Source organism: uncultured Caballeronia sp. (genome assembly GCF_964243625.1).
Lineage (GTDB): Bacteria > Pseudomonadota > Gammaproteobacteria > Burkholderiales > Burkholderiaceae > Caballeronia.
In genome coordinates this window covers 1-6,774 of the sequence record NZ_CAXTGZ010000325.1, presented here as the reverse complement: position 1 = coordinate 6,774, position 6,774 = coordinate 1, and the positions used below count along the sequence as shown (strand labels likewise).

General features: G+C 61.6%; 9 protein-coding genes. 4 read left to right on the top strand and 5 right to left on the bottom strand.

What is annotated here, in order from left to right:
- The first annotated feature begins 3 nt into the window (after positions 1-3).
- Positions 4-162, top strand: a complete 159-nt coding sequence (locus ACFFAR_RS20435; RefSeq protein ID WP_375508358.1) for a hypothetical protein — start codon at positions 4-6, stop codon at positions 160-162.
- On the opposite strand, the gene ACFFAR_RS20430 is transcribed toward ACFFAR_RS20435, so the two are convergent.
- Positions 153-551 carry a PCC domain-containing protein gene (locus ACFFAR_RS20430; protein ID WP_174363876.1) on the bottom strand — a complete coding sequence of 133 codons (399 nt, stop codon included), beginning with the start codon at positions 549-551 and terminating at the stop codon, positions 153-155. The two genes, ACFFAR_RS20435 and ACFFAR_RS20430, sit on opposite strands and share 10 nt — an antisense overlap.
- Positions 552-635: 84 nt before the next feature.
- On the opposite strand from ACFFAR_RS20430, the gene ACFFAR_RS20425 reads away from it, so the two are divergent.
- Together ACFFAR_RS20425 and ACFFAR_RS20420 are read left to right on the top strand one after the other, a co-directional pair.
- Entirely contained in the window at positions 636-1,025 is a 390-nt protein-coding gene (locus tag ACFFAR_RS20425) for an MAPEG family protein (RefSeq protein ID WP_062172360.1), read from the top strand.
- Between the two features lie 25 nt (positions 1,026-1,050).
- Complete coding sequence (locus ACFFAR_RS20420) at positions 1,051-1,725, top strand: alpha/beta hydrolase (RefSeq protein ID WP_062172361.1); 675 nt, start codon at positions 1,051-1,053, stop codon at positions 1,723-1,725.
- Here the strand turns inward: ACFFAR_RS20420 and ACFFAR_RS20415 are convergent.
- The 4 genes from ACFFAR_RS20415 to ACFFAR_RS20400 form a co-directional block, all read right to left on the bottom strand.
- The gene (locus ACFFAR_RS20415) at positions 1,722-2,684 is read right to left on the bottom strand and encodes a nucleoside hydrolase (RefSeq protein WP_174363875.1); all 963 of its coding nucleotides are present in this window, start codon (positions 2,682-2,684) and stop codon (positions 1,722-1,724) included. The two genes, ACFFAR_RS20420 and ACFFAR_RS20415, sit on opposite strands and share 4 nt — an antisense overlap.
- Positions 2,681-3,070: a cytidine deaminase gene (locus ACFFAR_RS20410; protein WP_174363874.1), complete on the bottom strand. Its 390-nt coding sequence runs from the start codon at positions 3,068-3,070 to the stop codon at positions 2,681-2,683. The genes ACFFAR_RS20415 and ACFFAR_RS20410 overlap by 4 nt, the downstream gene beginning before the upstream one ends.
- 10 nt (positions 3,071-3,080) lie before the next feature.
- Entirely contained in the window at positions 3,081-4,358 is a 1,278-nt protein-coding gene (locus ACFFAR_RS20405) for a NupC/NupG family nucleoside CNT transporter (protein WP_174363873.1), read from the bottom strand.
- Between the two features lie 67 nt (positions 4,359-4,425).
- Positions 4,426-5,109 carry an HAD-IB family hydrolase gene (locus tag ACFFAR_RS20400; protein ID WP_174363872.1) on the bottom strand — a complete coding sequence of 228 codons (684 nt, stop codon included), beginning with the start codon at positions 5,107-5,109 and terminating at the stop codon, positions 4,426-4,428.
- A 207-nt stretch (positions 5,110-5,316) separates the two neighbouring features.
- Between ACFFAR_RS20400 and ACFFAR_RS20395 the strand changes: the two genes are divergently transcribed.
- Complete coding sequence (locus tag ACFFAR_RS20395) at positions 5,317-6,762, top strand: Na/Pi cotransporter family protein (protein WP_375508357.1); 1,446 nt, start codon at positions 5,317-5,319, stop codon at positions 6,760-6,762.
- The last annotated feature ends 12 nt before the right edge of the window (positions 6,763-6,774 follow it).

Sequence of the window (6,774 nt, the reverse complement as noted above, 5' to 3'; positions counted from 1 at the left end):
GGCTTGGTTGCCGCGCTCTGCTTCGCAGAGATGGGTCATGAGGTAGTGTGCGTCGATAACGACGAAAGCAGGGTCGAGGCGCTCCAGGCAGGTGAAATGCCGATCCACGAACGGCACCTTCCCGAACTCATGCGCCGGTATTGGCGCACCCGTCAGGGTTGAGGATATATCGACAGTTCCGGGAAACCCGTGCCGGAATCGAACTCGCGTGAAAAGCGGAAACCGTCGAGGCTGACGAGCAGGATTTCTGCCGTGGTCCTGACAATGCATCCCGCCGATACATGGCCGCCGTACACACGGCCTGCGGAATCCGAAACGGACATGTGGAGGTGCGCGCCATCGGGACCAAGTGAACCGGCCAACGTCAGGATTTCGAGGTCGCGGTCGAGGAGCGCGGGTTGATCGATACCGGCATAACGCAGGTTCGCCACGCTCAGGCTGCCAACACCCTGAATCACGAACGCCGCGCCCAGCGCCTTCCTTCGTGCGAGGGATTCGAGTGTGTTGCGCAGGTCGTCGCCCGGGACGAGACGCACAGGAAGGGTTTGCATGAGTAGATTTTCGCGTGTCTGCAGATGCGTCAATGATGGCATGATGAATCCGGTTTTGCCCGCACTTCAACCTAAAGAGCCACCATGACGACAGAACTCCATATCCTCGCCTGGGCGCTGGTGCTTGCGCTGATCCAGGTGTTGCTGCCATCGGTATTGCGCAGCCGCGAGACCGGTCTTGGCTATAACGCCAGCGCTCGCGACAAGCCGGCAGCGCCGCCCGGCAAGTTGACCGGCAGACTCATGCGCGCGCAAGCCAATCTGTTCGAGACGCTGCCTGTATTCGCCATCGCCATCCTGATTACGCATATGGTTGGCCGCGAAGGCCCGTTGACGCTCACGGGCGCGTGGCTCTACATCATTGCGCGGGTCGTGTACGTGCCCGTATATGCAGCGGGAATTCCGTTCCTGCGCTCGCTCATCTGGGTCGTTTCGCTGTTCGGCATCATCCTTATTCTTGTTCCCATCATTTGAAGTCATCCACACCGGAGTCCAGTTCATGACCGACTTGTTGTCCACCATCGACGTAGAAACCGCGCCGAATCCCGAGTTCGCCGTGATCCTCATGCACGGCCTGGGCGCCGACGCCAACGACTTCATCCCGCTCGTGCCGGAGTTGCGCCTGGGCGATCTGCCTGCCGTGCGCTTCGTGTTTCCCAACGCGCTCGAAATGCCGGTGACGGGCAACAACGGCTACGTGATGCGCGCGTGGTATGACATTCTTTCGTTCGATGGCGTGAACCGCCGCGTCGATGAAGCCGGTCTCAAGGCCTCCTGCGACCGCATTCGCGATCTGATCGCGCGGGAAAACGAACGGGGCATCCCGACATCGAAGATCTTCCTTGCAGGCTTCTCGCAAGGCGGCGCGATGACTTATACAGCGGGCCTGACACATCCTGAGAAGCTTGCCGGCCTGATCGTTTTGTCGGGTTATGTACCGTCGCCGGGTCTGATCGATGCCGCCTTTAGCGAAGCAAACCGCGAGACGCCGATCTTTGCTGCGCACGGCACGCAGGACCCGGTTCTTCCGCTGGAACTGGCCGTGCAGGGACGCGACTTCGCGCTGTCCCACGGCTGCAAGATCGAGTGGCATCAATATCCGATGCCGCACTCGGTCTGTGCCGAAGAAGTGGAAGCATTGCGCGCGTGGTTCGGCGCGCAACTGAGCCATTAAAGCGCTTTGAAGAAAGTTTTTTTGTACAGGTCGAGCATGCCGGCGGCATCCACGCCGATGCACACGGATTGCGCCGGACGATCATCCCAGTCCGGCGCAGGCGCCTTCATGGTCGTCAGTTTCTGGATTGTTTCGCCGGTTGCGATGCCGCTTGTCACTACCCGTACGGGACCATTGCGCACGGTGTAGAGGTGGGGCGCGAGCACGTACGCCACCGCAGACGAATCGTGGACGTAGATCCCTTCGAGTCCTGCGCTGTCCTTGTGGAATTGCGCATAGTGACGCGAGACGTCCCACACGAAACGGCCGGCATCGCCCTGGTCGCCGAATCCGGCGAGCCAATCGTTGGGCATGATGGTCTCCTGCGTCACGTCCAGGCCGACCACGGTCACGGGCCAGGGCGCGCCGAGCACGATATCGGCGGCATCGGGATCGCACATGATGTTGGCTTCGGCCGCCGGCGACACATTGCCGAGCACGCCCGCCGTTCCAAATGCGCCGCCCATGATCACGACCTGCTTCACGAGCGTTGCAATCTCCGGATCGGCTTCGAGTGCGAGCGCGAGATTTGTCAGCGGACCGACCGCGATCAGCGTCACTTCACCGGGCTGGGCCCGTATGGTATCGATAATGAATCGATGCGCCGAACGCTCGTCCAGCAATGTATCGCCGGGTTCGCCGAGTTCGATATTGCCCATCCCGTTGTCGCCGTGGATCCAGCCGAGCGGCGCGGGCGGCGCGCGATGCAACGGCGCCGCAGCGCCACGCGCGACCGGCACGCCGGGACAGAATCGCGAGCGCAGGTAAAGCGCGTTGGACGTGGTGGTACTGATGGTCGCGTTCCCATACACGCTCGTGATCCCGAGCAGTTCGATATCCGGATGCAGCGCCTGAAAGACGAGCGCCATGGCGTCATCGACGCCCGGGTCCGTGTCGTAGATGACCTTGTGCTGTGTCATAGGTAGAAGGCGTCCGGAAGCTGTTCGCGGGCGGTGGTGTCGCGTGTCGCGCCATGCAGGTTGCCAAGGCGGATGGCCAGCTCGGGCCCGCCCAGTTCGATGATCACCTGACGGCACGCGCCGCATGGTGCGATGGGGCCATCGGTGTCGCCGATCACGGCCAGCGCCGCGAATTCATCGCGTTTGCAGCCCGCGGCAATCGCGCTGAAAAACGCCGTGCGTTCCGCGCAGTTGCACAATCCGTACGATGCGTTTTCTACATTGCAGCCATCGAAAATGCGACCGTCTTTTGTGAGCAGCGCAGCGCCGACCTTGAACTTCGAATAGGGCGCGTAAGCCCGTTCGCGTGCGGTTTTCGCACGGTCGAGCAATTGGTCCATGGTCATGATCTTTTCCTTAATTGAGCGTCAGGAACATGCCCGCAATCGTCGCGCTCATCAGGTTCGAGAGCGTGGCGGCGAGCACGACTCGCAGGCCGTAGCGCGCCACTTCCGCGCGCCGTTCCGGAGCCACCGCGCTGAAGCCGCCGGTCAGGACGGCAATGGACGCGAAGTTCGCGAAGCCGCACAGCGCGAATGACAAGATCGCTATGGTACGCGGATCGAGCACCTGGAGACCCGCCGCGGCGACGCTTGCGGAGTCCTTCAAATAGGGAGACAGCGACGCATATGCCACGAACTCGTTCAGGATGATCTTCTGGCCGAGGAAATTGCCGGCGAGCGCGGCCTGGTCCCACGGTACGCCGATCAGGTATGCGAGCGGCGCGAAGATGGCGCCGAGCACGGACTGCATCGACAGATGCGGCGCGCCGAACCATCCGCCGATTCCACCCACGATCCCGTTCAACAAAGCAATCAGGCCGACGAACGCAATCAGCATCGCGCCGACCATCACCGCGATTTTCAGCCCGACCGTCGCACCGGAACTGGCGGCTTCGATCACGTTGGCGGGGCGCTTTTCATCGAAGCTGAGATGTTCCAAGGTGACGCGGCTCGCTTCCGTCGACGGATGCAGAATCTTCGCAAACAGCAATCCGCCGGGAACCGCCATGAACGAAGCCGCGAGCAGATACTCGACTTTCACGCCGAGTCCGGCGTAGCCCGCGAGCACCGAGCCGGCCACCGCCGCCATGCCGCTTGACATCACCGCGAACAATTCCGCGCCCGTCATGTCGCGCACGAACGGCTTCACGACCGCGGGCATTTCGCTTTGCCCGAGGAAGATGGTGGTGACGGCAGAAAACGATTCGAGCTTCGAGACCCCGAGCAGCTTCTGGAAGATCGTGCCGAGAATGATCACGATCCAGCGCATGACGCCGAGGTGATAGAGCACTGCGATCAGCGCGGTCACGAAGATGATGGCGGGCAAGACCCGCACGGCGAAGACAAAACCGCCATCGCCGAAGATCTCGAACATCTTCGATTGCACCAGTCCGCCGAACAGGAATTCGATCCCAGCGTTGCCATACCCAAGCACGTGATTCACGCCTGCGGCGGCAGCCGCCAGGATGCTTTTACCGAAGGGCACGAACAGGATGAACGCACCGATTCCAATCTGCGCGAGCAGTGCGGGTATGACGGTGCGCAAGCGGATGCCACGGCGGTTATTGGAGAAGATGAAAGCGATGAACAGCAGGACGGCAATGCCGAGCAGATTACGGGCGATCAGGGCCATGTCTCTCTACGTCTGTTGTAAGAATGGCCGAGATGCTACGCCATATGGCGTATGAATAAAACCCGGCTTACGCGAAGAGTTCGATGACCGGCCAGTTGCGCTCGGCCGCGATCGCACGCAGCCGGAAATCGGGATTGGTCGCAACAGGATGCGTGACGCGTTCCATGAGCGGGACGTCGTTGACCGAATCGCTGTAGAAGTAGCTTTCCTTGAAGTCGCTCAGCTTCAATCCCTGCGATGCAAGCCATTGCTCGGTCCTGACGATCTTGCCTTCGCGAAACGTCACGACGCCCACGGAGCGGCCGGTGTAGCGCCCGAGCGGATCGTCGCCTTCAGTGTCCAGATCGATCGCCAGCAGGTGTTCCACGCCCAGCGCCTTTGCGATGGGCGCGGTGACAAATGCGTTTGTCGCCGTCACGATGCAGCACAGGTCGCCCGCGTCGAGATGACGGCGCAGCAGCGCGAGCGCTTCAGGGCGAATGGCCGGTTCTATGACTGACTTCATGAAGGCGTCGTGCCACGCATCCAGGTCCGCACGCGAATGACGGGCGAGCGGCGCGAGAGTCAGTTTCAGATACCCGTCCATGTCGAGCTTTCCGGCTGCGTACTGCTGATAGTACGCATCGATCTCCCTGACGTGGTCGGCACTTCCTTCGAAGCCGAGCGTGGCATAAAAGCGCGCCCACGACTGGTCGCTGTCGAGCGGCAGCAGTGTGTGGTCCAGATCGAACAGCGCGAGAGTTCGGCTCATGCCTTGGTTCATGCTTGCAGCCCTTGGATTGCAGGTAAAAAACGCGACAGAACGCAAGGGCATACGATGGCCCGCGCAGGGTCGATGAGTGCGGTCGATCCTATCGGGAAATACCCAAAACTACAACAATGCAAAATTGTACAACTCGTTTGCGTGGCATCATGTGTCAATGGCGTTACAGTGGGAACGATTAACGGAAGTGGCCACATGTTGACTCTCTTGAATATCCTGTCGGGCGTGGCGGTCCTGGTGTGGGGCACGCATATTGTCCGCACCGGCATCCTGCGGGTACTCGGCGCCGAGCTGCGGCGCGTGCTCGCGCGCAGCACGAACAGCCGCTTTCGCGCATTCGGCGCGGGCCTTTGCGTGACGAGTCTCGTGCAGAGCAGCAACGCGACGGCCGTGCTGGCGTCGTCGTTTGCAGCGCAAGGACTGCTGCCGTTGGCGCCTGGGCTAGCCATCATGCTGGGCGCCGACGTCGGCACAGCGCTGATGTCGCGCGTGCTGACGCTCGATCTTTCATGGCTCTCGCCTATTTTGTTGCTGGGCGGCGTCATCGCGTTTTTGTCGTTCAAGCAAACGCGCGTGGGGCAGATCGGCCGCACGGTCATCGGGCTGGGGCTGATCCTGCTGGCGCTGCATCTGATTGTCGAGGCGGCGCGTCCCGTGATGCAGGGCGAGGGCGTGAAGGTCATGTTCGGCGCGCTCACGGGCGATTCCATGCTTGACACGCTGGTCGGCGCGGCCTTCGCCATGATCTCGTACTCCAGTCTTGCCGCTGTCCTGCTGACTGCGACGCTGGCATCGTCCGGCGTGATTTCGCTGAAGGTCGCCGTGTGTCTGGTGGTCGGTGCGAACCTGGGAAGCGGCTTGCTGGCAGTGATCGGAACGATGGGGCAGAACCAAGCGGGCCGCCGCCTGGCGCTGGGCAACCTGCTTTTCAAGCTGGTCGGCGCGCTGATCGTGCTGCCGTTTGCGCCGTGGATCGCGTTGGGACTTGGCGCGGTGATCGCGTACCCGCGCGAGTCGGTGATCACATTTCATCTCGTCTATAACCTCGTGCGTTGCCTTGCGTGCATGCCGCTGGTCGAGCACGTTGCGCGCTTGTGTTATCGGCTGCTGCCGGACCGCCCGGATATGAATCCCGAGTTGCGGCCGCTCTATCTCGATCCCGTCGCGCTTTCCACGCCTACGCTCGCGCTGGCGAATTCGGCGCGCGAGGCGCTGCGTATAGGCGACATCATCCGCACGATGCTCGATAACCTGCTCGACCTGATGCGCACGAATGATCCGGTCAAGGCGCGCACGACGATCCGCATGGACGACGACGTCGATCAGTTGTACGCAGCGGTGAAGACGTATCTGGCGCGGATTTCCCGCGAACAGCTCGACGAAGCCGACAGCCGCCGATGGACCGACATCATCACGCTGACCATCAATCTGGAGCATGCGGGCGACATCATCGAGCGGGTAGTGATGAATATTCAGGAGAAGAAGATCATGCATCGGCTGGCGTTCTCGCCAGAAGGCCTGAGCGAGCTCGAGGACCTGCATGCGCGCGTGATCCTGAACCTGCAGCTTGGACTGAGCGTTTTTCTGAACAGTGATCTGCGCAGCGCCGAACGCCTGCTCGGTGTCCTGCGCGAACTCTGATCCGTCTCGGGC